The following is a 22,774-nucleotide window of genomic DNA, read 5'->3' on the forward strand; positions in this document are numbered from 1 at the left end:
TCCGGATTCAGGAACGTGACGGCTCGGTGTCTTGGCGCCGACTGTCGAGGTAATTCGCCCAGCCGCCGAATTCGGTGATGTCACTGGCGTCGTTCAGGGCGTAGGGTTCGCAGATGAAGCCCTTGACCTGCCGGCCGTCGGCCAGGGTCAGCGTGCCGATGCCCAGTGGCGCCGGAACGCCCGCGACGAACGAGCCGAATGCCGCCGCCGGAACGTCCCAGAGTTCCACCCGTATCGGCTTGCCCTGACCCGCGCGCGCGAGGCCGGGCTTGGGCGGCGTCGTGTTGGCCAGCGCATAGAGCCGATAGTCGGCGGCGGTCGTGGTCGCCTCGACGAAGCGGGCCGCCCGCGAGGTCAGTTCGTGGTTCAGGGGCATGCCGCGCAGATGGGCGCCGACCACCGCGACGCGGATAGCCTCGTCCGCCGGGGCGACGTCCGCGGCCCGCGCCGTGGCGGGTTCATCCGGGACAAGCGGCAGCCCCGTCGCGCCGCGCGTCAAGCCGGTCGCCTTGTGCCACGACGCGGCGAAGCCGGCCAGGGCCTTTTCGCGCCAGGCGTCGCCGATCAGGGTGATGCCGAACGGCAGTCCGTCTTCGCGCAGGTTCGCCGGCACCGCGATGGCGCTCCAGTCGAGCAGGTTGACGAAATTCGTGTACTTGCCCAGGTTGCTGTTCAGGCGTATCGGATCGGCCAGCAGTTCGGCGATCCGGTAGTGGGTCGGCGCGGTGGGAACCAGCAGCGCGTCGAACTGCGCCAGCAGCGCATCGGCCCGGCGTTTCAGGTCCGCGAGCCGGTAGATGCCGTCGAAGGCATCGGCGGCGGAGAAATCGCGCGCCTTGAAGATGACGTCGCGAACGACGGGATGCATGTCGGCTTCGTGCTCCGCCGCGAAGGCGCGGATGGCCGCATACCGTTCCGCCACCCAGGGGCCGTCGTAGAGCAGCGCGGCCACCTCGTCCAATACCGAGAAGTCGACCGGCACGCACGTCGCGCCGCGCGCCTCGATGTGCGCGACCGCGGCCTTGAAGGCTTGCTCGGACAGGGCGTCGCCGAAGAATTCGGGGTCCGCCGGGATGGCGAAGCGCGGGGTGCCGGGAACCCGCCACGTCAGCGCGGCAGCGGGCGCCTGCCGCGAGAGCCCATCGGCCAGGTCCAGCGATGCGGCGACCTCGTGGACCCGCACCGCATCTTCCACGGTCGTCGAGAACACCGACACGCAGTCGAGCGTCCGGCACGCCGGCACGACGCCGGTGTTGCTGAACGCGCCTCGCGTCGGCTTGAGCCCGACGATGTTGTTCAGCCCGGCGGGCACCCGGCCCGAGCCGGCGGTGTCGGTTCCCAGCGAGAACGGAACGATGCCCCGCGCCACGACGCTGGCCGAGCCGGAGCTCGATCCGCCCGAGATGTATTCGGCATCGAAGGCATTCGTCGGTATGCCATAGGGCGAACGCACGCCCACCAGCCCCGTCGCGAACTGGTCGAGATTGGTCTTGCCGATCAGTATTGCGCCGGCCTGCGCGAGCCGCGCGATCAGCGTCGCGTTCGCCGCCGGCGTGTAGGCGAACGCCGGGCAGCCCGCGGTGGTCGCGAATCCGGCGGCATCGATGTTGTCCTTGGCCGCGTACGGCACACCGTACAGCGGCAGCTTCCCGATGTTTCCGCCGACCGACCGCAGCCGGTTGTCGAGCGCCGACAACTGCGCCTGAAGCGCCTGCTGGCTGGCGATCGAAATCCAGGCCGGATCCGGCCCGGCCAGGGATTCCAGCAACTCGCCAAGCAAGCGTGCCGGCTGGGCGCCGGCCCGGTATGCGTCGAGCCAGTCGGAAATCGTCCATCCGCGCATCTGGTATTCCCTCTTGTGTACAAGTTCGGATGAACCTATTCAAGAGCCGTGCCAGGCAGGAAAACCGCGGGGATCCGGTGGGTGCGCGGCCGCGATGCCCGGCCGCGCACAGGAGTGGCGCGCCAGCGCGCTCGACTCGGGGGCGCGCGCGCCCGGTAATGGTGCGGCGGGCCGGATGGCCGGGGCTGGGATAATGCGGGCCATGAAAATGACGATTTCGACGATTCGGTATCTGGCAGGCATCGCGGCCTTCGCCTTGCCATGGGCCACTTACGCGCAGGTCTGCACTGTCACGTCCGTTCACGACGGCGACACCATGCGCCTGCTATGTCCTTCGCAGAAGAAAAGCGCGCCGGTGCGCCTGGAGCGGATCGATGCGCCGGAGATCGGCCAGGCCGCGGGGATCGCCTCGCGCGATTTCCTGCGGGCGTTGTGCCCGGTGGGCACGCAGGCCAGGCTGTCGCGGCATGGCCGTGATCGCTATGGCCGGACGCTGGGCGACGTCGATTGCGGCCATGGCAGCGTGCAGGAAACGATGCTGCGGCACGGCTACGCCTGGGTCTATCCCACGTTCACGGCGGAACGCGCGCTGGTGGATATGCAGGGGGAGGCGAAGGCGGGGCGCCGCGGCCTGTGGGCCTTGCCGGCGCCCGTCGCGCCGTGGGAGTACCGCAAGCGGGGCCGCGATCTCTAGGGCCTGTGCGAGCCTCCCTTTAGTGTGAACAGGCCCTAGGCCGCCACCTCGAACGCCGGGTGATACGCCACCGTTCCTCCACCCGCTCCAGGCGTGAACCGGATTACCTGGAAGTATTCCGGCGGCACGCCTGGCAGCACGAAGTCGGGATCGGCCCGGAACCCGAAGCGGCCGTAGTATTCCGGCTCGCCCAGCACCACGCATCCCGCCGCGTGGCGCGCGCGCAGCGTATCGAGCGCATGCGCGACCAGATGCCCGCCCATGCCCTTGCCCTGGTGTCCGGGGGCGACGGCCAGCGGACCAAGGCCGTACCAGCCGGGCGTGCCGTCGGACAGCGCCACGGGAGACAGGGCCACATGGCCCACCACCTGTCCATCCGCTTGCGCCACGAGCGAAACGGCCAGCGCGCCGGCTTCGCGCAGGGCGTCGACGATTTTCGCCTCGGTGCCGCTGGCATGCGGCGCGGTGGCGAAGGCGAGGGTGATCATGTGCGCGATGGCCGCGGCGTCGTCCGGCTGTTCAGGGCGTATCGACATGGGTAGGGGGGCTCATGGGTAGGGGGGGCTCATGGGTAGAGGGGCTGTCATCCGAGCTACGGAATATAAGGCAGTTCGACAGGCGGCGTGTCCGTGACTTAGGTTGCATGCGAACTAATTTTCTGGGAAAATAGTTCGCATGCAACCTAATTCCGCGACCCCTCCCCAGCTCGACGAGCACGTCCGGGCCCGCTTCGGCCGGCTGGTCGGCGCGGTCTACCGCAAGTGGCGCCGGGTGGTCGACCAGCATTTCAAGGAAATGGGGCTGACGGACGCCACGCGCGCGCCGCTGCTGGCCCTGTACGAATCCCGTGAACCGGTGGTGCGCCAGAAGGATCTGGCCGAGACGCTGTCGCTGGAGAAGTCGTCGCTGGTCCGCATCCTGTCGCAGTTGCGCGAACTGGGCCTGATCGAGTGGGAAGCGGCGGAGGACGACCGCCGCGCGAAGGCCATCCGCCTGACTTCCCACGGGCGCGCCCTGGCCGAACGGATCGTGGCCAAGAGCCTGGAAATCGAAGCCAGCCTGCTGGACGACCTGACCGCGCAGGAACTGCGCATCACCCGCCAGGCCCTGGAAAAGATCGCGCGCCGGTTCGACACGCTGTAGAAAGGCCCTCGATGACCCCCGCGCATCCGCCCATTGCCCCTTCCGTCCGGGCGCCCTTGTGGCTTCTGGTGCTGGTGACGCTCAGCGGCACGATGGCCATGCACATCTTCATGCCGGCCCTGCCGCTGGCCGGCGCCGACCTGGGCGCGAGCCCGGCCGGCATGCAGCAGACCATTACGCTGTACGTGGTGGGGCTGGCGTTCGGGCAACTGATCTACGGGCCGGTGTCGGACACCATCGGGCGCCGGCCCACGCTGCTGCTGGGCCTGGGCATTTATCTGGCGGCGAGCGTGTTCGCGCTGTTCGCGCCCACGCTCGAATGGCTGCTGGCCGCCCGCCTGGCGCAGGCCCTGGGCGGCGCGGCGGGCATTACGCTGGGTCGCTCCATCGTCCGCGACATCTCCACGTCCGAGCGGGCCACCAAGGATCTGGCGCTGCTGAACCTGTTGACGCTGGTGGGGCCGGGGCTCTCGCCCATCCTGGGGTCGTACCTGGCCGACAGCTTTGGCTGGCGGGCGATCTATGTCTTCCTGGTGTGCATGGCGACCGCGATGGTGCTGTGCGCCTGGCGGCTGCTGCCCGAGACCAACCTGAACCGCTCGCCGCTGGCCTTCGGCAAGATCGCGCGGGACTACGGCCATCTGGCCGGCAACCGGCGGTTCCTGGGGTTCATGGTGGGCGGGGCCTGTTCCAGCACGGCGCTTTATCCCTATCTGGCCACGGCGCCCTACATCGTACACGGACAGCTGGGCCTGCCCATCTCGCAGATCGGCTGGTTCGCGGCGATCACCATCGTGGGGGCCAGCCTGGGTTCGGCCACGACCCGGCGGCTGGTGGGGCGGTTGAACACGGAGCTGTTCCTTTACATGGGCGCGGGGCTCAGCCTGGCCATGGCCGTGGTGTTCCTGGGTGTGCAGGCCATGGGCTGGCTGAACGTGCCGGTGCTGATCGCCATCACTTTCGTGCTGACCATGGGGTGCGGCATGGCCAGTCCGGCGGGGCTGTCGCGAGCCCTGTCCTCGGCCCCGGGGCTGACGGGTTCGGCGGCGGGCCTGTACGGGTTCGGGCAGATGGCGGCCGGCGCGCTGGGCACCAAGCTCGTCGGCTATGGGGCGGATCCGGCCATCTCCTGCGCGGTGGTGCAGATCTTCCTGACGGTGATGGCGCTGGGGGCCTTCCGGATCGCGGTCGGTGGACGGCGCGGGGACGGCGGCGAAGCTCAGGGGCGCGACGCGCCCTGAAGAAAGAAATCGAAGGCGCGCGCGAACTCCCTGCGCAGCGAAGCCTTCGGGTCCTCCAGCCAGGCCATCAGGGCCGACAGATACAGGAAATGCAGGTAGTTGGCCAGGCGTCCGGGCGATTCGCCGTTGCGGATTTCTCCGGCCTGCTGCGCCGCGTGGATCAGCGCCGCGTACGCGGCGACCATGTCGGAGGAGGCCTGCCCGCCCGCCCCGTCGCGCACCTGCTGGAAGCGGAAGCGGATATAGGGCGCGGCGTACGGCCGATGTTCCTCCCACCACCGGGCCGAGGCGTCCAGGATCGCCGCGACGCGGGACGCGAAGGCCTTGCGCTTCATGACCGCCTGCATCAGCGGTGCCAGGTCCCGGGCCAGGCGCGCGTGCATCCATTCGGCAAGCACGGCTTCCTTGACCGCGAAGTGGTTGTATAGCGTTCCCCGCACGACACCCGCCTCGACGGCGATCTGTTCCATCGTCACGGCCTCGTAGCCGTGGCGTTCGAACAGCCCGCCCGCCACGGTCGCGATGTGGTCGCGCGTGCGCTGGCGCTTGGAGGGAAGGGCGGACTTGGTCATGAAGGAATTATACAGTGTAGAATTTTGTACATTGTCTAATTTTTGCGGGCAAGGAGGCAGTGCCATGGGAAGGTCGATACGGTCGGCGGTGGTCATCGGCGCGGGCTTGTCGGGCCTGGCGGCCAGCGTGGCGCTGGCCCGGCGGGGCATCGATGTCGTGCTGGCCGAAGCCGGCGAGGCGGCGGGGGGCTGCTGCTCCACCGTCGGCGAACAGGGGTTCACCTTCAACAACGGCGCCGTGTACGTGGCGGTTCCTTCATTGTTGAGATCGGGTTTCGCGCGGCTGGGCATGGATCTGGACCGGGAGGCCGAACTGGTCGCCATCGCGCGTCCACATGCGACGCATCTGGATGACGGCACGGTGGTACGGCTGGCCGGCGTGGAGGATTCCCTGGTCGAGGGCGACGAGGCACGAACGGCCATGCTGCGGGACGGTCTGGGCGAACTGCGGCACCGCTGGGCGCCGATCTATCGCACGCTGGTCCGGGAAGTGCTGCCGTTCGAGCCGGCCCTGGCCAGGACGCTGGGGCGGCTGTGGCGCTACCTGCCCACGCTGTCGGGGCGGGCCGATCGCCTCATCGCCGGGCGTTTCCCGGATGCCGGGCTGCAGGCCGCCGTCGCGTCCACCTTGCTGTATACGGGCATGGGCCCGGAACGGCTGCCCGCCACGCAGATCATCGGGCTGGTGGCCCTGCTGGAAGAGGGCTTCCATCTTCCCCGGGGCGGGATGGGGGCCATCAGCCAGGCGTTGTACCGCGCGGCGGAGCGTCATGGCGTGCGCATCCTGTGCGGCCGGCCGGTCGAGCGTATCGCGGTGGCTGGCGGCGTGGCGCGCGGCATCATGCTTGCGGGTGGGGAGCGCATCCAGGCCGATTGCGTGATCGCCGCCTGCTCGGGCTTCGACGTGGTCAATCGCCTGCTGCCCGCCGAGGCGGTTCCGCGGGCGCTGGCGCGGCGCGCGCGCCGTGCGCCGCTGTCCCATCGCGCGATATCGATCCAGCTGGGGGGCTCCGTCGCCGCCAGGCCGGACGCGTTCATCGTCAACCACGTGCCGGCGATGCGCGAGCAGGGGCGGCTGCATGTGTCGTCGCCGGATGCGCCGCGCTGGCTGGCGTACACCTGCCCCACGCAGGTCTTGCCGGATCTGGCGCCGCCGGGCCGGTCCATCCTGGAGCTGTACGCGCCGGCCACCGGCATTGCCTCGGCCCACGACTGGACGCCCGACATGACCCGGTCGACCGTGGACCGCTATCTGGAGGCCATGCGGCGGTGCGTGCCGGGGCTGGAGATCGACGCCGTCCGTGTGCTGGATCCGCAGGACTTCGCCCGCCAGCGGTATTTGTACGAGGGGGCGCTGTATGGCGTGGCGCCCGGCGCATCGCCGGACCGCTTCTTTCCACACCGCGCGCCGCTGTCCGGCCTGTATCTGGCCGGGCAGACCACGTTCCCGGGCTATGGCGTGCCGTCCGCCGTCCTGTCGGGCATCCAGGCGGCCGAGGCTGCCATGGGGGACGAGGCGGCGCGGATCTGAGGCGCGGACGTCAGCAGCCGTCCAGCCAGTCGCCGACGACCTGGCGCGCCACGCGTTCGAGTTCGGCGCCGTGGCGCGCCGCATCCCGCCGGATGGCGGCGACGTCGATCCGGTGCGCCGCCAGTTCGCAGGCATGGCCGATCAGCCAGCGTTCGATGTGCGAGGCCTGGGCTTCCAGGTGGAATTGCAGGCCCAGCAGGCGGGGTCCCAGGGAGAAGGCCTGGTTGGGAAAGCCGGGCGTCTGCGCCAGTCTAGCGGCGCCGGGCGGGATGTCGAACTGGTCGCCGTGCCAGTGCAGCACGGGCACCTGTCCGATGCCGCGCAGCACCGAGTGCTGCCCTTCGTCGGTAAGGGCAAGCGGCGCATGGCCGATCTCGACGCGTCCGGTGGGCTTGACGTCCGCCCCCAGCGCCTTGGCCATCAATTGCGCGCCCAGGCAGATGCCCAGGGTCGGCCGGTCCTGTTTCAGCCGTTCGGCAATGGCCGCCAGCTCCGCTTCAAGGAAAGGATAGCGGTCCGTTTCATAGACGCCGATCGGGCCGCCCAGGATCACGGCCAGGTCGGCCGCGGCCAGCGGGCCGGGATCGATCGCATCGACGCCGGCTTCCAGGTAGCGCACGCCGTAGCCTCGCTCGGCCAGCAGCGGGGCCAGCGTGCCCAGGTCTTCGAAGGCGACGTGGCGGACAACCAGGGCTTGACGGTTCATCTTCGGGGACTCCGGTTCGGCGTTCAGGGATGGGGCGGCAGCAGCAGTTCGGCGCAATTTGCGCGCTGCGTTTCCCGCAGCGCCGACAGGACGTCATCGGCGGCTCGCCGCGCCGCTGTTTCGATAGTCGCGCCTGCCAGCAGGTGCGCGGCCAGCGAAGCGGTGAAGAGATCCCCGGTGCCCTTGGGCGTCAGGGCCAGTCGGGGATGAACGATGGTCGTCGTGCCGGCGCGGGTCACGACCAGGATCTTCATGTCGTCCGGGGTCCAGGTCGCGGGCGCCGCGCTGGTGACGACCACCCATTCGGTATTGCCCGTCAGCAACTGGCGCGCGGCGCGGATGGCGTCGTCGATGCCGTCCACGGGCAGGCCGGTCAGTTGCGCGAGTTCGAAGCCGTTGGGCGTCAGGCCGCGAGCCTGGCCGACCAGGTGGTCGCGGTAGGCGTCGACCAGCGACGGGTCGACGTAGATGCCGTGGTCGTGGTCGCCGATGACCGTGTCGACGATCAGCATGAGGTCCGGGTGGTCCGGCCGTATCCTGTCCAGCCACCGGCCCAGCGCCTGGGCCTGCGCGGCGTTGCCCAGGAAGCCCACGACCACGGCGCGCAGCCGGTGCAGCGCGTCGCGGGCCACGAGGTCGTCCAGGTAGCCCTGGAACCAGTCCAGCGGCAGGGCGCCGCCATGCATCGTGGGGTAGTGGGGCGTATTGCTGAGCACGACGGTGGGGACGGCGGCCACATGCAGGCCGGCGCGGCATAGCCTGGGCACCGCGACGGAATTGCCGACGCGGCCGTAGACGACCTGGGACATGATGGAGAGCACGTCCAGCGGGAGCGGGCCGGGATTGTTCATGATGCGGGCTCCGGGTCGGCGGCGGGCCAGTAGTAGGCGTCCGGCGTGCTGCGGGCGCCGAAGATGGCCTGGCCCACGCGCACCACGGTCGCGCCTTCCTCGATGGCGATCTCGTAGTCGCCCGACATGCCCATGGACAACTCGTCCAGGCCGATGCCGGCCGGCGCGTCCTGCCGCAGGCGGTCGCGCAGCGTGCGCAGCAGCACGAAGCACCGCCGGACCCGTTCGGTTTCGGCGGAGAACAGGGCCAGGGTCATCAACCCGCGCACGCGCAGGGCGGAAAAGGCAGGCATTGCGCGCAGGAAGTCCTCGACATCGTCCGGATGCAGGCCGTACTTGCTGGCCTCGCCCGAGGTGTTGACCTGCACGAACACGTCCAGCGCGCGGCCCTCGGCTTGCAGCCGGCGGTCCAGCGCCTCGGCCACCCTCAGGCTGTCCAGCGCCTGGAACTCGGCGGCGAAGCGCGCCACCAGCTTGGCCTTGTTGGTCTGCAGGTGGCCGATGATGGACCACTTCAGGTCGGCCAGGTCGGACATCGCTTCCCACTTGCGCGCCGCTTCCTGCAGCTTGTTCTCGCCCAGGAAGCGGCAGCCGGCGTCATAGGCCAGCCGGATGCGCGCTTCGTCCACGGTCTTGCTGACCGGCAGCAGCCGCACGCCGGCCGGGTCGCGGCCGGCGCGCCGGCAGGCCGTGGCGATGCGTTCGCGCACCGTGGCCAGGTTGCGCCGGAAATCCTCGACCGAGGTGGCCTGGGGCCAGCGGCCATGCTGGTCGTGCTGGGTGGGGGTATCGGCCCCGGGGGCTTCGCTGTCCGCGCTCATGTCCGGCTCGTTGGTTTTGTCCTATGCCAAAAGAGTATCATGTTCGGGCACGACTACAGGAGTCCGACATGTCCCGACCCAAGGTCCATACCGTGGAAGCGCCGCCGCTGCAGGTGGACGAGTGGCTCAATGTCTGCGCCCCCGTCGATCTGGCCGGCCTGCGGGGAAAGGTGGTGTTGTTATACGCCTTCCAGATGCTGTGCCCGGCCTGCCTGGCGCATGGCCTGCCGCAGGCCGAGCGCGTGCATCGCATGTTCCGCGAGGACGACGTGGCCGTGATCGGCCTGCATACGGTGTTCGAGCACCATGACGTGACGGGGCCGGCCGCGCTGCGGGCGTTCACGCAGGAATATCGCTGGAGCTTCCCCATCGGCATCGACCGTCCCGCGCCGGACGGCAACATTCCGATGACGATGCGGGACTATGCCCTGGGCGGCACGCCCAGCCTGGTGCTGCTGGACCGCAGGGGGCACATCCGCCTGCATCACCTGGGCAGCATCGACGACCTGGCCCTGGGCTCGGCCATCGGCCGATTGCTGGAAGAGGGCGCGGCGCGGGGCGAAGGTGGCGCCGGTCCGACCGCGAACGGACCGGCGGATGCGGGATGCGGTCCGGAGGCCTGCGTGGCGCCGGCGCCCTAGCCGAGGCAGTGTCGCAGGTCCGAGGCGAGACGCCGGCACTGCGCCGGCTCGATCCCGGAAAGCGTGATACGCAGCCCCGGCACGGCATCGCGCACCCCGAAGGCCTGCCCGTGGCGCACCAGCCAGCCCCGCCGGGCCAGCGCCCGGGCGACCGCCTGGTCATCGGTGGCCAACGGTACCCACAGATTGAGTCCGTCCCCGCCGGCCAGGCAGGCGATGCCCTGTCCGTCCAGCGCGTCTTCCAGGCGCTTCCTGCGCAAGGCATAGTCCTTGCCGGCGCGCCTCATCAGCCGTGCCGCCTCGGGGCTGCCCAGCGTGGTCTCCGCCATGTCCTGCAGCAGGTGGCTGACCCAGTTCGTGCCCGATGCCAGGCGCAGGCGCAACTGCCGGGAGGTCGCTTCGTCGCTTGCCACCAGCGCCATCCGGATGTCGGGCCCCAGTGCCTTGGTGAGCGAGCGCACCAGCGCCCAGCGCCGGGGGCCCGCCGGCAGCACCGAATGGTAGGCGGCGTTCGACAGCAGGGCGAAATGGTCGTCCAGGATCACGACGGCGTGAGGGTGCTTGGCCAGCACGCGCGACAAGGCCCGCGCCCGCCGCGCGCTCAGGTTGCAGCCCGTGGGGTTGTGCGCCCGGGGCGTCAGGATGACCGCCCGGGCGCCCTTGGCCAGCGCGGCATCCAGGGCCTGGGCTTGCATGCCCTCGGCATCGACCGGCACGCCGGCCGCCTGCAGGCCGGCCACGCGCAGCAGGTTGATGCTGCTCAGGAAGCAGGGGTTCTCCACGGCGACCTTGTCGCCCGGGACCAGCAGGGCGCCCAGCAGGCGTTCGATGGCATCGACCGCGCCATGGGCCAGGTCGACCTCGAACGAGGCCGGGCAGTCCGGGGCGAACCAGGCACGGGCGCGCGCCTCCAGCCCCGCGTTGATCAACGGTTCGCCGTAGAGCCGGGGCCGGTAGGGCCTGGCGCGCAGCGCGGCGGACAGGTCCGGCAGCCAGGCCGGGTTGGGGTTGCCGCTGGCCAGGTCCACCAGCGGCGAATCGGGCAGCGCGCCTTCCTGTTCGCCGGGGCCCTGGCCGCGTATGGTCGTTCCGCGCCGCCCCTGCGCGGTGGCGATGCCCGCCGCCACCAGGCGCTTGTACGCGGCGGCCACGGTATTGCGGTTGACGTCCAGCTGCGCCGCCAGTTCGCGCACGGGCGGCAGGCCCTGGCCGGGCAGGAGCTGCTGGGCCTGGACCTGCGCGCGAACGCTGTCGAAGATCTCGGCCGCGCTCTTTCCTCGTATTCTCATGTCGTCCTAGGACAATGTCGGTGCGCTAGTTTGACACGTTGCCGCCGCCGGCGTCGCGCGCAGGGTGGCGGCCCAGAACAGCAGCGCGAGCGCGCCGATGCCCGCGCCCATCAGGCAGACGCCGTTCCAGCCCGCGCGGGCATAGACCAGGGTCGAGATGGACGAGCCGGCCGCGCTGCCGATGGAATAGAACACCATGTAGGCGGCGGTCAGGCGGTTCTGCGCTTCCGGCCGCACGCGGTAGATCATGCCCTGGTTGGTGACGTGCGCCGCCTGCAGGCCGAAGTCGATCACCAGCACGCCCAGGACCAGCCACAGGATGGAGTGCGGCAGCATCGAGATCGGCAGCCACGCGGCCAGCATCAGCGCGAGCGCGATGCCGGTCGTGCGCTGGCCATGTCCGCGGTCGGCCCAGCGGCCGGCCCGGGCGGCGCCCAGCGCGCCGGCGGCGCCGGCCAGCCCGAATAGGCCGACTTCCGTGTGGGACAGCGAAAAGGGCGGCGCGGCCAGTGGCAGCACCATGGGCGCGAGCAGCGTGGTGATGTCGGCGAAGATCAGCATCGCGATGACGGCGCGGATGCGCAGCACCGGTTCCTTGAGGAACAGCGTGAACACCGAGGCGATCAGGCGCGGATAGGAGATCCGCGGCCCGGTGCGCCCCTGGCGAGGCAGGGCCTTGTAGAGCAGCCCGGCGATCACCAGCGTCAGCGCGGCCGACACCAGATAGACCGTCCGCCATCCCGACAGGTCGGTCAAGAGGCCCGCGGCCGTCCGCGCCAGCAGGATGCCAAGCACGATGCCGCTGGTGACCACGCCCACGACCTGGCCCCGTTCCCCGGGCCGGGCCAGGGTGGCGGCATAGGCGACCAGCGCCTGCGTGACGACCGCGAGCAGGCCCACCGCCGCCATGGACGCGAGCAGCATGGCCGCGGTCGACGACAACCCCACGCAGGCCAGGGCCAGCACGGAAAGCAGCGACTGCCCGACGATGAGTTTGCGGCGATCGAGCAGGTCGCCCAGCGGCACCAGCAGGACCAGGCCCAGCCCGTACCCGAGCTGGGTCGCGCCCACGATGAGCCCGGCCACCGCGCGGGACAGGCCGAGATCGTCGGCCATGACGTCCAGCAGGGGGTGGGCGAAATAGGCGTTGGCGACGGCCAGGCCGCTGGCGACCGCGAAGAGCAGCGTGACGGGACGCGTGAGCGGCGATGGCGCCGCGCCTGTTGTGGAACCCATGTTCAAGACTCCCGAATAATTTGGTTTTATTACGCAACCGTTCGGAAGGATAAGATTTTAAGTTTTATAATGCAACTTAAAATTCGATGGAGTGCGGGCCATGGTTGGACGAAAAAGCCTGAAGGGGGATTACTGCCCCAGCGCCCGGTCGCTGGACGTGATCGGCGACTGGTGGTCGCTGTTGATCGTGCGCGACGCGTTCGACGGCCTGACGCGTTTCAGCGAATTCCAGAAGAGCCTGGGCATCGCGAAGAACATCCTGACCGAGCGCCTGCGCACCCTGGTGTCGCGCGGCATCCTGGAGGCCGTCCCGGTGGGGGATAGCGGCGCGCGGATGGAGTACCGCCTGACGGCCGTGGGCCGGGACCTGTTCCCGGTGATGGTCGCCCTGCGCCAGTTCGGCGAGCGGCATCTGTTCAAGCCGGGCGAGGCGCATTCGGAACTGGTCGATCGCGAGACCGGCCTGCCGGTCCGTCTCGACATCCGTACGCCGGACGGGCGGTCGGTGGGGCCGGACGATACGGTGCTGCTCAAGGTGCCCGAGGAATAGCGCGCGGTATCGGCTCGTTCACGCGAATCGCCTGGCGCCCGCCACGCATCCCACCGCCCCCAGCGTCGCGGCCACCATGGTGCCGCTGACCGATTCGTGCAGGAACAGCGCGGCCAGTCCCAGGCCCAGGAAGGGTTGCAGCAATTGCAATTGCCCGACCGCCGCGATGCCCCCCTGCGCCAGACCCCGGTACCAGAACACGAAGCCGATCAACATGCTGAACAACGACACGTAGGCCAGGCCGAACCAGGCCGGCGCGCCCACGTGGTCGAAGGACACGGGGCGGGCCAGCAGCGCCATGGGCAGCATGACGGGCAGGGACAGCACCAGCGCCCAGCTGATGACCTGCCAGCCGCCCAGCCGGCGCGAGAGGCGTGCGCCTTCCGCGTAGCCCAGGCCGCACACGACGATGGCGGCCAGCATCAGCAGGTCGCCGCGCAGCGATGCGCCGATGCCGCCCAGGGCGGCGTGGCCGGCCACGAACACGCTGCCCAGCAGCGAGAACAGCCAGAATGCCGGACGGGGGCGTTCGCCGCCGCGCAATACGCCGAAGATCGCGGTGCACAGCGGCAGCAGTCCCAGAAACACGATGGAATGCGCGGACGAGACGTGCCGCAGCGCCAGCGCGGTCAACAGCGGAAAGCCCACCACCACGCCCAGGGCCACCACGGCCAGTGCCGGCAGGTCAACCAGGGCCGGACGGCGCTCGCGGAAGGCCAGCAGCAGCATCCCGCCCAGCACGGCGGCAATGGCCGCCCGCGCGCCGGTCAGGAACATCGGATCCAGGTCCATGACCGCGGCCCGCGTGGCCGGCAGCGAGCCGGCGAAAATCACCACGCCTATCAATCCGTTGATCCATCCGTTCGTCGTCTTGTTCATGTGCCACCTGTGCATGGGGCTCTAAGTAGAGCATGGGCGGGTATCCGGGCCCAGATACGGTCCAGTACAATTCAAGATAACTGTTATGGATATTGGATCGGTACAGTCGGGGGTGTCATGAAGGGACAGGGAACGCGCATCGACGCCGTGATGGAAACGATCCGCTCCAGGATCGCCTCGCGCGCCTATCCGCCGGGGGCACGGCTGCCCTCGGTGCGCGCGCAGGCCCAGGCCATGCGGCTGTCGGTCTCGACCGTGGTCGAGGCCTACGAGCGGCTGGCGGCCGAAGGCGCCATCCGGTCCCGTCCGGGTTCGGGGTTCTACGTGTCCGGGCCGGCGGCGCCCCTGGCCCTGTCGGAAATCGGTCCGAAGCTGGACCGGGAAGTCGACCCGCTGTGGATATCGCGCCAGTCGCTGGAGACCGGCGATGCCGTGCCCAAGCCCGGCTGCGGCTGGCTGCCTCCCGCATGGATGTACGAGGACGGCATGCGCCGGGCGTTGCGGGCCATGGCGCGCGCCGACGCGCCCGTGCTGGCGGACTACGGCACGCCGCTGGGCCTGCCGCCGCTGCGCCAGCTGCTTGCCCGCAGGATGGCCGCCACCGGCATCGAGGCAGCGCCCGAGCAGATCATGCTGACCGACTCGGGTACGCAGGCCATCGACCTCATCTGCCGTTTCCTGCTGGAGCCGGGCGACACCGTACTGGTCGACGATCCGTGCTACTTCAATTTCCATGCCTTGCTGAAGGCGCACCGGGCCAAGGCCGTGGGGATTCCCTACACGCCGAACGGACCGGATGTCGCGGCTTTCGAGGCCGCGCTGCGGGAACATGCGCCCCGGCTCTACATCACCAATTCCGCCATCCACAATCCCACGGGGGCGACGCTGTCGCCCGTGACGGCGCACCGGCTGCTGAAGCTGGCCGACGGCTCGGGGCTGGTCATCGTCGAGGACGACATCTTCGCCGATTTCGAGACGGCGCCGGCCCCCCGGCTGGCCGCCTTCGATGGCCTGGATCGCGTGATCCACATCGGCAGTTTCTCCAAGACCGTCTCGGCTTCGCTGCGCTGCGGCTACGTGGCCGCGCGGGCCGACTGGATCGACAACCTGGTCGACCTGAAGATCGCCACGACCTTCGGCAACGGACACCTGGCGGCCTCGGTCCTGCTTGCCGCGCTGACCCACAGCGGCTATCGCAAGCACATGGAGGAGGTCCGGCATAGGCTGGCCGAGGCGATGGACAAGACCGTCGCGCGGCTGAGAACCCTGGACATCCAGCCCTGGCTCGTCCCGCCCGCGGGCATGTTCGTCTGGTGCCGCCTGCCCGATGGCGTGGATGCCGCCGACATCGCGCGTTCGTGCCTGAAAGACGACGTGGTGCTGGCGCCGGGCAATGCGTTCAGCCAGTCGCGCAGCGCCGCGGGTTTCCTGCGCTTCAACGTTTCGCAATCGGGCGACGGCAGGATCTTCCAGGTGCTGGCGCGCGCGCTGGAGGCGTGGGGCGCCTAGCGCGAAGGTGCGGTCTCCGGCATTTTCCACAGGACGGGCAGCACCGCCAGCGCGACCAGTGCGATCATCGCGCCCGGCGCGGCCGTCCAGCCCGTGGCCTGGACCAGCCATTGCGCCAGGAAAGGCGTCAGCCCTCCGAACAGCGCGGTGGCCGCGGTCGCGCCCAGCGCCAGTCCGCTCAGGCGGCCTTCGCCGGGAAACTGCTCGGCCGTGGCGGGAGCGCCCACGGCACTGACGCCGCCGGCGACCAGCGCCAGCGCGATCGCGCCCAGCGCGACCTGCACGGTCGTGCCGTGCGCCATGTAGGTGAACATGAACAAGGGCAGGGCCGCGCCCAGGGCCGCCAGTCCCATCAGCATGCGCCGGCGTCCCAGTCGGTCCGACAGCGCGCCGGCCGCGGGCGTGACCACGATGACGGCCACGGCGGCGACGGTCGACAGCCAGAGCGATTCGGCTTCCGCGCGGCCGCCGGCCGAGGTCAGGAACGCGGGCACGTAGGTGATGCCGACGTAATAGGTGATGGAGCCCAGCGCCGAGATCGCGAAGGTCCGCAGCACGGCTGCGCGATGATGGGTGAGCGTGTGCAGGATGGGCGAGGCGGGTATGGTGCCCTGGCGCCGCTGCCTTTCGAAGTCCGGCGATTCCTGCATGGCCGAGCGCGCGATCCAGATGCTGCCCGCCAGGGCCGCGCCGACGAAGAAGGGAATGCGCCATCCCCAGGCGTCGAGTCGGGGGGGGGCGAGCAGGGCGACGGTCGCGGCCGAGACCGCCACCGCCAGCAGCGCGCCGACTTCGCTGGCGGCTGACGCGAGCGACGTGACCAGGCCCCGGCGGCCGGGCGGCGCGCCTTCCAGCAGGTAGGCCACCACGCTGGTGTATTCGCCGCCCACCGAGAACGCCATCAGGCAGCGCAGCAGGAGCAGCAGCACGCCGGCGGTGGCGCCCAGGCTGCCGTAGGCGGGCAGCAGCGCGGTCGCCAGCATGGCGGCCGTCATCAGCGCCATGGACAGCAGCAGTGTCCGGCGACGGCCGAAGCGGTCGCCGATATGGCCGAACACCAGGGCGCCCAGGGGCCGCATGAAGTACGAGACGGCGAAGCCGGCCAGGGTGGCCAGCAGCGACAGGTCGCCTCCGCCGAAGAAGACGCGGGACAGGACCGTCGCGAAGTACAGGTACAGCGTGAAGTCGTACCACTCGACGATCGTCGACAGGGCGGCGATCGTCAGGGATCCGCGCGAGATCGCGGTGGCGGGAGTGGGGCTGCTGGCCGCCGCCGGCATGTCAGGAAAGAGGGATCGTGGCCATGTTCCCTGGAATGATATAGGGATGGCCGGCTCCTGGAAACGCCGGACGTGTCTCGCTTCAGCCTAGCGCGTCACTACCGCGAACGCTCCTTCCTTGTCGACCCTGGCCCAGTAGGCCGACTTCGTGGCGTCATAGCCCACGGCCGCGGCGCACGAGGCGTCGACGTCGGCCGGCAGCGCGGACAGGAACGCGGCCTGGTAGGGCAGCTTGCTGATGCACGAAGCCGGCGCCAGCGCGATCCACTTGCCGTTCGCGTCGCGGCGCGCCAGCGTGGTCGCGCCTGCGTCGGCACCCTCGGGCAGCGCGAACTCCAGCACGTAGGCGTCGCCGCTCTGGTCGGCGCTGAGTTCCCACTGGCGCGTGGCGTGGGCCGGCAACCGCACCGGCAGCTTGCCGCTTTCCGAGCCGTCGCCGTAGCTGCCCGGCAGGCCCGTCGCGGTCGTGATGTCCTTGGCGCGTCCCCAGGGATCGATGTAGGTGCCGGTCTGCCCCGCGATGCCGCTGACCCACAGCACGTCGGACACCGTGTCCTTGCCGCGCTTCCGCCAGTTCAGCGCCACCAGTTTCTTCAGGTCGATGGTGGTGGCGCGGACCTCGATCTCCTCGTCGCCGGTGCCCTCGTTCACCAGCCGCGCGCGCCGGCTGTTGTTCAGGTTGCGGCTGAAGCTCTCGTCGCTGATGAACATGTAGCGGTACATCATGGACAGCATTTCCATGTTGCTGCCGGCATAGGAATAGCCCGGCGTGGCGCTCATGCCGCGGGTGCGGGTGTCGTAGCGGTTGAAGCTGCGGTTGGTGCCGTCCAGCAGGCGCGCGCGATGGCCGCTGGCCGAGGCGCAGTAGCTGGTGCGGTAGGACGGGTCGTAGGCGCTGTTGCGCTGGATGTCCGCGGGCACGCTGCCGGGGAACACGACCTTTTCGCAGCGCTGCGTGGAGCGCACGAAACGGTCCAGCAGTTTCCACTGCGGCGTGGCGAGTTCCTTGGGGCCGTCCTCGTTGCGGGCGACCGAATGGGTGGCGAAGTAGGAGCGGTAGTCCAGCATGCCGCCCTGGATGGTGAAGATCGAGGCGTTGGCGTCGACGAAGCCGGTGTCCTCGTGCTGCACCTTGTGCATCAGCACGTTCTGGATGCGCTCGTGTTCGCCGAAGCGGGTCTCGTAGCCCTTGTAGGCCGAATCGCCCGAGATGATCTGCTGGAAGCCCAGGTCGGAATCGTCGCGGATGAGGCTGCGCGCATAGTGATGCTCGTGGCCCGAGACATAGATCACGTCGTGCTCGGCGAACAGCTTGCGGTACTTGTCGTAGGCCTCGCGGAACCTGACGTCGTTGACGATGGCCAGGCTGCCGTCGACGAGGTTCTCGCGCACCAGCCCGTAGCGGTTGCCGGCGAAGGAGTTGTGGGTCTGCAGGATGATGTGGTCGACCTTGCCGCGGTGCTCCTTGACCATGCTTTCCACGAAATCGTAGGCCCGCTCCAGCCAGCCGTACGAGATGTTGATGAACAGCACGTTGTCGCGCACCAGCGCGTAGTTCTTGTAGGCCGAACCGGGCATGTGCTGCGCGTCGGCGGGGATGAAGCCCTCCACCGTGTCGTACCAGTCCTGGTCTATGCCCTTGGGGTCGTGGTTGCCCATGATGGGCAGAATGGTCATCCTGCCCTTGTACTGCTCGGCCAGGCCGCGCCACAGCGCGTATTCGGCCGGCGTGCCGTTCTCCACCAGGTCGCCCACCGCCAGGACCACGTTGACGCCCGATCTGGCGTACAGGTCCAGGATGGCCTTCATGGGATGCAGGGCGACGCCGGAATCGCCGCCCTGGGTGTCGGGCAGGATGCCGACACGCAGCGTGGGCGTGACGGGATCGGTCGGCGTGCCCGGGCCGCCAGGCGTACCGGGATCGGTCGAAGCGGAGCCGTCTCCACCTCCGCCGCAGGCGGCCAGCGTGGACAGCACGGCGAGCGCCAGGGCGGCGGCCGCCCCGCGCCCGGTCTTGGCGATACTCTTGGCGATACGTATGGACATCGTTTGTTCCCCCGAAAGCGGCGCAGATTAGGGGGTCGATATGACCGCGTCATTGCTGCGGATGCGGGGTTTTGCCGGACAGGGTAAAAACACACTGGCGCCGATGCGGCGCCCGGCCCGGCGTTGCGGAAGAGGCCGGATTCCATCCAGGAGGGGGATGTCAGTGAAGCTGAAAGACCGAGTAGCCATCATCACGGGGGCCGCCGCCGGCATCGGCCGGGCCACCGCATGGAAATTCGCCGGCGAGGGCGCCACGGTGATCCTGTGCGACCGGGCGGCCGACGCCGCGCGCGAGCAGGCCAGGGCCCTGCGGGAAGCCGGCCACCAGGCCGAGGCCCATGCGCTGGACGTGACCGACCGCGAAGGGATAGACGCGGTGGTCGCCGCCATCAAGGCCAGGTTCCACCGCATAGACATCCTGGTCAATAACGCGGGCATCACGCAGGATGCCCGGCTGGCGCGCATGACCGAACAGCAGTTCGACCAGGTCATCGACGTGAACCTGAAGGGCGTGTTCAATTGCACCCAGGCGGTCGTCGACACCATGCTGGCGCAGCAGCGCGGCGTCATCCTGAATGCGTCGAGCGTGGTCGGCCTGTACGGGAATTTCGGGCAGACCAACTACGCGGCCAGCAAGTTCGGCGTGATCGGCTTCACCAAGACCTGGGCCCGCGAACTGGGTCCCAAGGGGATACGGGTGAACGCGGTCTGTCCGGGCTTCGTCGAGACCGACATCCTCAAGAGCATGCCGGAGAAGGTGCTGGACGGTTTCCGGACCGCCTGCTGGATGAGGCGGCTGGGGGCGCCGGAGGAAATCGCCAGCGTATACGCCTTTCTGGCTTCCGATGACGCGAGCTACGTCAATGGCGTGGCGTTGGAGGTGTCGGGAGGCATGTCCGTCTAGCTTGTGGCCGGCGGTCTATATCACACCTACGTCGTTCGCATAATTGCGAATAAAGGGAGGATGCTGTAACGTGTTTAGCAATTAGAATCAATTGCCAAGCGCTTGTATGAGCTATTACAGCGAGACAGAAAGGCCAGGACTCAAGCGATTCCTGCGTGTCCTCGTCGCTTTCCTGGCCGTGTGTTTCCTGAACGCCGCGATCCTGCGCCTTGCCTGCCATGCCGGCGGTGTGCCGGAGTCCCGGCTGCTGTCCAGCTTTGCCGTGGGGTGCCTGTAAGGGCAACGGGCCGTCGTGGCCGTGCTAGCGCACGGCGTGGTCATTCCTGGCCGAATCTCGTCTTCTTCTCTTGCGCTCGACGCTATATACCACCAGCAGCGCACAGGCCAGCCAGACCAGCAGAACTTCCAGAAGCATGGGTTTCATCCAACATCGAAGTTAGGGCGAATGCCCTGCGATGATAGTGGGTGCTTCCATATCCTGCCAATTGATTAAACCAAATGCAGCAATAGGGTTTGCCTTGATTGCCTGCGCCCGTTCCAGGGTTTGCCCCTCATTTGAGTGATGTGACGGTTCTGCCGTAACGATATTCTGGGACCTGGGCGGTTTCCGCCCAGGTTTCCCGGTTTGTTCGCCTGGCCGATTCGACATCATGGATATCCCGTCTTTCCCCCGTTTTCGCGTATTGCGCGGCGTGGCCGTGCTGGCTGCCGCGGGTTGTTGCTGGCCGGCATCGGCCGCCGATTCCGGCGCACTGTTCCGCCAGCTCGGCCAGATGATCGAACAGACCGGCCGGGTCATTGCCGAGGACCAGCGCCGCCAGGAAGAGCAGGAGCAGCGCGCCGCCGAGAATGCCCGCCGCGAGCGGGAGCAGCAGGCGCAGCGGGAGCGCGAGGCCGCGGCGCGGCAGCGGCAGCAGCAGGAGGCGGTCCGGCAGGAACAGGAGCAGGCCTTGCAGGCGCTGGCGCCTCCGCCCGAATACCAGGGCCGCATCGTGATCCACAAGCGCCTGCTCGGCATGCAGGAAACGGGCAATGCCCGGCCCGATTTCGACATCACGGCGCGCAGCACCACCAGCATCTCTCCCGATGGCGCTTGGCTGGCCTTCGAGGCGACGGACGGGCGGATCATGCTGCGCGATACGGCCACGGGCAAGGACCGGGCGGTGCCGACGCGCGTGCCGTCAGGCCAGTCTTCCCGCACGCTGAGCTTCGTCGGCAACGAGGCGCTGCTGGTCAGCGAGCTGAAGAACGGTTCCGAACTGGTCGACCTGCAAGGCAATTCGCTGCGCACGCTGCCGCCTGGCGGGTATTTCCCGTGGCCGAAGGAGGTGGGCGGACGCCACGTCGTCGAGCACTTGCGGATGACCGATTTCGACAAGGGGCGGCGCTGCCTGGGGGTGAGCTACTACGACGCCAGGGGAGCCGAGTTGGGAGGCGTGTCGGTGGACGATGCCGACGCCTGCGCCGCCCGCATCGACGACCAGGGCCGGCAGGAGTTCTTCGCGCAGAAGGACGGCGTGGTCAGCTATTACGTCAATGGCGCCAAGGCCGGCGAGTTCCGTGGGGACGACCGGCGGCCGGCGGACCAGTACAAGCGCCTGGACTACCGCTGGATAGGCAACACGCCCTATGCCTATTCCGAGATGGGCGACTGGAGCAGCCCGTCGCATCGGTTGCGGATCTGGGACGTGGCCCACGGCAGGATGCTGTGCGAGCTGCCCGGCCATGTCGCCGGGATACCGTATGCCGACAAGCGGGGCAATGTCCTGACGGCACAGCCGCCCGTCAGGGTGAACCTGCCCGATTGTTCGATGGCGCGCGTCAGCAACGGCAACGAGCGGCTGCTGGGCTGGGGAGAAAACGCCTACCTGCACGACGAGCAGACCGGCAAGGTCGACGTCTTGGATCCGTCGACGTGGCAGCGCCGCATCACGTTGCAGACGCTGCACCGCCAGTCTCCGCAGGACCGGTCGTTCTCCGGCGTGTTCCAGGAGCTGCCGGGCCACCCGGACCAGGTGCTGGTGACGTCGTATGCGACCGAGTCCCGGATACCCGCGCAGTTGTTTGACACGAAGACGGGCCAGTTGCTGCGCACCTTGCCGGCAGGGCGGTTCCAGTCGGGCTTCATCATCCAGCAGGACCTGCTGACCGGCCAGTCGTACAACTGGCGCACCCGTCTCTGGCGGTTCGCCCACGACGACTCGGGCAAGCCGGCCGCGGCGTTCCTGGCCGCGTTGAAGAAGGACAGGTTCGAGACCTCGGCCGAGTACCAGAAGCGGCTGGCCACGCTGACGCTGCCGCATGCGATGAAGGTCGCGCTGCGGGACTACGACGCCGACCGGGGCATGTTCATCGGCTCCTGGCGCAACGTGCCGGTCATGGTGCCGCTGCCGCCGGCGCAGGCCCGGCAATTCGCCGACGCGAAGGAAATGAGCGTGACGGGCGAGCTGCGCGCGATTGACGAGGATTACCTGGAACTGCGCAATGCCAGCGTGACCACGCCGGCCGGGCAGACGGTGAAGCTGGTGCTGCCCGACGGCCCCGCGCCCAAGGCGCAGCCCAGGCCGCAGGCGGCGGGCGCGCGCGATGGCGGCGCGGCGCAGGCAAGTTCCGGGGCCGCGGCGGCACGGGCTTCCAGCGGCCAGGGCGGTGGTGGGCGCTGCACGGGGACGATGGCGCACCTCGCCCCGCAGCTGCGGCCCTATACCAACCCCCTCCTGGCCGAGGTCCGCAAGGAAGCCTTGCAGATGGATGTCGCCTCGACGCTGGCCAAGGTGAAGGCCGGCGGCGGCAATGCCGAGGTGCTGCGCCAGCAGGCCGAACAGTCCGACCAGGCGGCGCGCGATTCGGCCACCACCGCCAACCAGAGCGACGGCGGCGGCAACAGCATCGCCAGGGCCGACAACGGCACCTTGCCGTTGAACTGGCCGTGCGAGGGCATTCATTCGTCGGCCGTCTGCAACTACGTCATGATGCGCTGGCAGGCCCTGCTGACGCGAGAGATCGCCAGCCTGTACGCCACCTGCCAGGGGGGCTGA

21 protein-coding genes are annotated in these 22,774 nt (G+C 69.1%); 10 read left to right on the top strand and 11 right to left on the bottom strand.

What is annotated here, in order from left to right:
- Window positions 1-7: 7 nt before the first annotated feature.
- Window positions 8-1,843 carry an allophanate hydrolase gene (gene atzF / locus EV675_RS12315; RefSeq protein WP_130357506.1) on the bottom strand — a complete coding sequence of 612 codons (1,836 nt, stop codon included), beginning with the start codon at window positions 1,841-1,843 and terminating at the stop codon, window positions 8-10.
- Between the two features lie 202 nt (window positions 1,844-2,045).
- Between atzF and EV675_RS12320 the strand changes: the two genes are divergently transcribed.
- Window positions 2,046-2,537, top strand: coding sequence for a thermonuclease family protein (locus tag EV675_RS12320; protein ID WP_165404566.1), 492 nt, complete (start codon window positions 2,046-2,048; stop codon window positions 2,535-2,537).
- Between the two features lie 35 nt (window positions 2,538-2,572).
- Here EV675_RS12320 and EV675_RS12325 read toward each other — a convergent pair whose 3' ends face one another.
- A complete protein-coding gene (locus EV675_RS12325; RefSeq protein WP_130357508.1) occupies window positions 2,573-3,073 on the bottom strand; it encodes a GNAT family N-acetyltransferase in 501 nt (166 codons plus the stop codon).
- A gap of 139 nt (window positions 3,074-3,212) precedes the next feature.
- Between EV675_RS12325 and EV675_RS12330 the strand changes: the two genes are divergently transcribed.
- Entirely contained in the window at window positions 3,213-3,680 is a 468-nt protein-coding gene (locus EV675_RS12330) for a MarR family winged helix-turn-helix transcriptional regulator (RefSeq protein ID WP_130357509.1), read from the top strand.
- Between the two features lie 11 nt (window positions 3,681-3,691).
- Window positions 3,692-4,921, top strand: coding sequence for a multidrug effflux MFS transporter (locus EV675_RS12335; RefSeq protein WP_242621394.1), 1,230 nt, complete (start codon window positions 3,692-3,694; stop codon window positions 4,919-4,921).
- On the opposite strand, the gene EV675_RS12340 is transcribed toward EV675_RS12335, so the two are convergent.
- On the bottom strand, window positions 4,900-5,493 hold the full coding sequence (locus EV675_RS12340) for a TetR/AcrR family transcriptional regulator (RefSeq protein ID WP_130357510.1): 594 nt from the start codon (window positions 5,491-5,493) through the stop codon (window positions 4,900-4,902). The genes EV675_RS12335 and EV675_RS12340 overlap by 22 nt on opposite strands.
- A gap of 64 nt (window positions 5,494-5,557) precedes the next feature.
- Between EV675_RS12340 and EV675_RS12345 the strand changes: the two genes are divergently transcribed.
- A complete protein-coding gene (locus EV675_RS12345; protein WP_130357511.1) occupies window positions 5,558-7,024 on the top strand; it encodes a phytoene desaturase family protein in 1,467 nt (488 codons plus the stop codon).
- Between the two features lie 10 nt (window positions 7,025-7,034).
- Here EV675_RS12345 and EV675_RS12350 read toward each other — a convergent pair whose 3' ends face one another.
- Genes EV675_RS12350 through EV675_RS12360 form a run of 3 tightly spaced genes read right to left on the bottom strand, consistent with a single transcriptional unit; the run spans window position 7,035 to window position 9,402 of the window.
- Window positions 7,035-7,730 (bottom strand): glutamine amidotransferase, encoded by a 696-nt coding sequence (locus EV675_RS12350; protein WP_130357512.1) that lies wholly within the window; start codon window positions 7,728-7,730, stop codon window positions 7,035-7,037.
- Window positions 7,731-7,753: 23 nt separating this feature from the next.
- Window positions 7,754-8,581, bottom strand: a complete 828-nt coding sequence (pdxK, locus tag EV675_RS12355) for a pyridoxine/pyridoxal/pyridoxamine kinase (RefSeq protein ID WP_130357513.1) — start codon at window positions 8,579-8,581, stop codon at window positions 7,754-7,756.
- Window positions 8,578-9,402, bottom strand: a complete 825-nt coding sequence (locus EV675_RS12360) for a YggS family pyridoxal phosphate-dependent enzyme (RefSeq protein ID WP_130357514.1) — start codon at window positions 9,400-9,402, stop codon at window positions 8,578-8,580. Before EV675_RS12360 ends, pdxK begins: the two co-directional genes overlap by 4 nt.
- A gap of 68 nt (window positions 9,403-9,470) precedes the next feature.
- Between EV675_RS12360 and EV675_RS12365 the strand changes: the two genes are divergently transcribed.
- Window positions 9,471-10,043 carry a TlpA disulfide reductase family protein gene (locus tag EV675_RS12365; protein ID WP_130357515.1) on the top strand — a complete coding sequence of 191 codons (573 nt, stop codon included), beginning with the start codon at window positions 9,471-9,473 and terminating at the stop codon, window positions 10,041-10,043.
- On the opposite strand, the gene ptsJ is transcribed toward EV675_RS12365, so the two are convergent.
- Together ptsJ and EV675_RS12375 are read right to left on the bottom strand one after the other, a co-directional pair.
- Window positions 10,040-11,332, bottom strand: a complete 1,293-nt coding sequence (gene ptsJ / locus EV675_RS12370) for a MocR-like B6 salvage transcription factor PtsJ (RefSeq protein WP_130357516.1) — start codon at window positions 11,330-11,332, stop codon at window positions 10,040-10,042. The two genes, EV675_RS12365 and ptsJ, sit on opposite strands and share 4 nt — an antisense overlap.
- Before the next feature lie 6 nt (window positions 11,333-11,338).
- Window positions 11,339-12,568, bottom strand: a complete 1,230-nt coding sequence (locus tag EV675_RS12375; protein WP_130357517.1) for an MFS transporter — start codon at window positions 12,566-12,568, stop codon at window positions 11,339-11,341.
- A 100-nt stretch (window positions 12,569-12,668) separates the two neighbouring features.
- Between EV675_RS12375 and EV675_RS12380 the strand changes: the two genes are divergently transcribed.
- Window positions 12,669-13,118 carry a winged helix-turn-helix transcriptional regulator gene (locus tag EV675_RS12380; protein ID WP_130357518.1) on the top strand — a complete coding sequence of 150 codons (450 nt, stop codon included), beginning with the start codon at window positions 12,669-12,671 and terminating at the stop codon, window positions 13,116-13,118.
- A gap of 18 nt (window positions 13,119-13,136) precedes the next feature.
- Here EV675_RS12380 and EV675_RS12385 read toward each other — a convergent pair whose 3' ends face one another.
- Window positions 13,137-13,997: a DMT family transporter gene (locus EV675_RS12385; protein ID WP_130357519.1), complete on the bottom strand. Its 861-nt coding sequence runs from the start codon at window positions 13,995-13,997 to the stop codon at window positions 13,137-13,139.
- A gap of 117 nt (window positions 13,998-14,114) precedes the next feature.
- Between EV675_RS12385 and EV675_RS12390 the strand changes: the two genes are divergently transcribed.
- Window positions 14,115-15,506 (top strand): aminotransferase-like domain-containing protein, encoded by a 1,392-nt coding sequence (locus EV675_RS12390; RefSeq protein ID WP_130357520.1) that lies wholly within the window; start codon window positions 14,115-14,117, stop codon window positions 15,504-15,506.
- On the opposite strand, the gene EV675_RS12395 is transcribed toward EV675_RS12390, so the two are convergent.
- Both EV675_RS12395 and EV675_RS12400 read right to left on the bottom strand, forming a co-directional pair.
- Window positions 15,503-16,786, bottom strand: coding sequence for an MFS transporter (locus EV675_RS12395; protein WP_130357521.1), 1,284 nt, complete (start codon window positions 16,784-16,786; stop codon window positions 15,503-15,505). The two genes, EV675_RS12390 and EV675_RS12395, sit on opposite strands and share 4 nt — an antisense overlap.
- Before the next feature lie 87 nt (window positions 16,787-16,873).
- Window positions 16,874-18,832: a metallophosphoesterase family protein gene (locus EV675_RS12400; RefSeq protein WP_130357522.1), complete on the bottom strand. Its 1,959-nt coding sequence runs from the start codon at window positions 18,830-18,832 to the stop codon at window positions 16,874-16,876.
- 163 nt (window positions 18,833-18,995) lie between these two features.
- On the opposite strand from EV675_RS12400, the gene fabG reads away from it, so the two are divergent.
- The 3 genes from fabG (at window position 18,996) to EV675_RS12410 (ending at window position 22,774) form a co-directional block, all read left to right on the top strand.
- The gene (gene fabG / locus EV675_RS12405; RefSeq protein ID WP_130357523.1) at window positions 18,996-19,736 is read left to right on the top strand and encodes a 3-oxoacyl-[acyl-carrier-protein] reductase; all 741 of its coding nucleotides are present in this window, start codon (window positions 18,996-18,998) and stop codon (window positions 19,734-19,736) included.
- A 106-nt stretch (window positions 19,737-19,842) separates the two neighbouring features.
- A complete protein-coding gene (locus tag EV675_RS29705) occupies window positions 19,843-20,013 on the top strand; it encodes a hypothetical protein (protein ID WP_165404567.1) in 171 nt (56 codons plus the stop codon).
- A gap of 373 nt (window positions 20,014-20,386) precedes the next feature.
- Window positions 20,387-22,774, top strand: a complete 2,388-nt coding sequence (locus EV675_RS12410) for a hypothetical protein (RefSeq protein WP_130357524.1) — start codon at window positions 20,387-20,389, stop codon at window positions 22,772-22,774.

It is taken from the genome of Pigmentiphaga kullae (genome assembly GCF_004216695.1).
GTDB lineage: Bacteria > Pseudomonadota > Gammaproteobacteria > Burkholderiales > Burkholderiaceae_B > Pigmentiphaga > Pigmentiphaga kullae.

Excerpts from the sequence above, each read along its gene's own strand:
- EV675_RS12380 (WP_130357518.1), top strand. The coding sequence starts at position 12,669 with ATGGTTGGACGAAAAAGCCTGAAGGGGGATTACTGCCCCAGCGCCCGG.
- EV675_RS12350 (WP_130357512.1), bottom strand. The coding sequence starts at position 7,730 with ATGAACCGTCAAGCCCTGGTTGTCCGCCACGTCGCCTTCGAAGACCTG.
- EV675_RS12325 (WP_130357508.1), bottom strand. The coding sequence starts at position 3,073 with ATGTCGATACGCCCTGAACAGCCGGACGACGCCGCGGCCATCGCGCAC.
- EV675_RS12400 (WP_130357522.1), bottom strand. The coding sequence starts at position 18,832 with ATGTCCATACGTATCGCCAAGAGTATCGCCAAGACCGGGCGCGGGGCG.
- EV675_RS12375 (WP_130357517.1), bottom strand. The coding sequence starts at position 12,568 with ATGGGTTCCACAACAGGCGCGGCGCCATCGCCGCTCACGCGTCCCGTC.
- atzF (WP_130357506.1), bottom strand. The coding sequence starts at position 1,843 with ATGCGCGGATGGACGATTTCCGACTGGCTCGACGCATACCGGGCCGGC.
- EV675_RS12390 (WP_130357520.1), top strand. The coding sequence starts at position 14,115 with ATGAAGGGACAGGGAACGCGCATCGACGCCGTGATGGAAACGATCCGC.
- EV675_RS12410 (WP_130357524.1), top strand. The coding sequence starts at position 20,387 with ATGGATATCCCGTCTTTCCCCCGTTTTCGCGTATTGCGCGGCGTGGCC.
- pdxK (WP_130357513.1), bottom strand. The coding sequence starts at position 8,581 with ATGAACAATCCCGGCCCGCTCCCGCTGGACGTGCTCTCCATCATGTCC.
- EV675_RS12335 (WP_242621394.1), top strand. The coding sequence starts at position 3,692 with ATGACCCCCGCGCATCCGCCCATTGCCCCTTCCGTCCGGGCGCCCTTG.
- ptsJ (WP_130357516.1), bottom strand. The coding sequence starts at position 11,332 with ATGAGAATACGAGGAAAGAGCGCGGCCGAGATCTTCGACAGCGTTCGC.
- EV675_RS12340 (WP_130357510.1), bottom strand. The coding sequence starts at position 5,493 with ATGACCAAGTCCGCCCTTCCCTCCAAGCGCCAGCGCACGCGCGACCAC.
- EV675_RS12345 (WP_130357511.1), top strand. The coding sequence starts at position 5,558 with ATGGGAAGGTCGATACGGTCGGCGGTGGTCATCGGCGCGGGCTTGTCG.
- EV675_RS12395 (WP_130357521.1), bottom strand. The coding sequence starts at position 16,786 with ATGCCGGCGGCGGCCAGCAGCCCCACTCCCGCCACCGCGATCTCGCGC.
- EV675_RS12330 (WP_130357509.1), top strand. The coding sequence starts at position 3,213 with ATGCAACCTAATTCCGCGACCCCTCCCCAGCTCGACGAGCACGTCCGG.
- EV675_RS12365 (WP_130357515.1), top strand. The coding sequence starts at position 9,471 with ATGTCCCGACCCAAGGTCCATACCGTGGAAGCGCCGCCGCTGCAGGTG.
- EV675_RS12360 (WP_130357514.1), bottom strand. The coding sequence starts at position 9,402 with ATGAGCGCGGACAGCGAAGCCCCCGGGGCCGATACCCCCACCCAGCAC.
- EV675_RS12320 (WP_165404566.1), top strand. The coding sequence starts at position 2,046 with ATGAAAATGACGATTTCGACGATTCGGTATCTGGCAGGCATCGCGGCC.
- EV675_RS29705 (WP_165404567.1), top strand. The coding sequence starts at position 19,843 with ATGAGCTATTACAGCGAGACAGAAAGGCCAGGACTCAAGCGATTCCTG.
- EV675_RS12385 (WP_130357519.1), bottom strand. The coding sequence starts at position 13,997 with ATGAACAAGACGACGAACGGATGGATCAACGGATTGATAGGCGTGGTG.